The sequence below is a fragment of the Vibrio sp. 2134-1 genome (genome assembly GCF_033339495.1).
This window is the reverse complement of record NZ_JAWOUS010000336.1, coordinates 1-764: the sequence shown is the minus strand read 5'-3', so window position 1 is coordinate 764 and position 764 is coordinate 1. Positions and strand designations below refer to the sequence as shown.

Here is a 764-nt window from a genome sequence, read left to right as displayed (position 1 = left end):
CCGCCCGATCCTAGAGCTCAGCGAGGAAAGTTATGAGGCGCTTCAAGGCTTAAATAATCAAGTATCAGGCTCTCTACATATCGTTTGCCACGCAGCGTTAGTTCGCAGTTGGTTAGGCGATGTGCTCAATGAATTTCTGGCGGATAACCCTGACGTCAGAGTCCAGCTCACCAGTGATTTTTCCGATACACACCACGATCCAGATTTGTTTATCTGGCTAGGTGAACACAAAGGGCTGGATTGGCGCAAAGAAACGCTTGGCGTATTTCGTTACACCCCATTCGCGTCGCCAAACTACATCGAAAAGCATGGCTCCATCCACCACCCGAGAGAACTAAACAAACATCCGTGGATAGATTTTGGGTCGATACAAGAGAATGGTTTGCTACTCTCGCACCCTGAACAAGGGGAGTTTTTTCTAGAACCATTTGTCAGCCGACTCTATAGCGACAACATTGCTATGCAGATCGATAGTATCGCCAACGGACACGGCATTGGTCTCTTGCCGACTTGGACTGCACAAGGGTATGAGAAACATCACCCCGGCCGTATCACCCCATGCCTTGAAGGCTGGCTTTCAGAGCCAATAACGATCAACTGTTATACACCAGCAGGGCGTCATCCTCTTCGCTTATCCGTACTGCTTGAAGATATTCACCAAAGTGTTCCGCTAGATTGGAAATATTGAGACAAATAAAAAGGCCATCAACATGATGGCCTTTTCTCACAACCGCTCAACAGAGCCGGTTTAAACAACTGTCTCG

General features: G+C 48.0%; 1 protein-coding gene. It reads left to right on the top strand.

Going from position 1 to position 764, the window contains the following annotated elements:
* Positions 1-688: LysR substrate-binding domain-containing protein (locus tag R7R78_RS25830; protein WP_225474581.1), on the top strand; the 688-nt coding region annotated here is incomplete at its 5' end.
* Between the last annotated feature and the right edge of the window lie 76 nt (positions 689-764).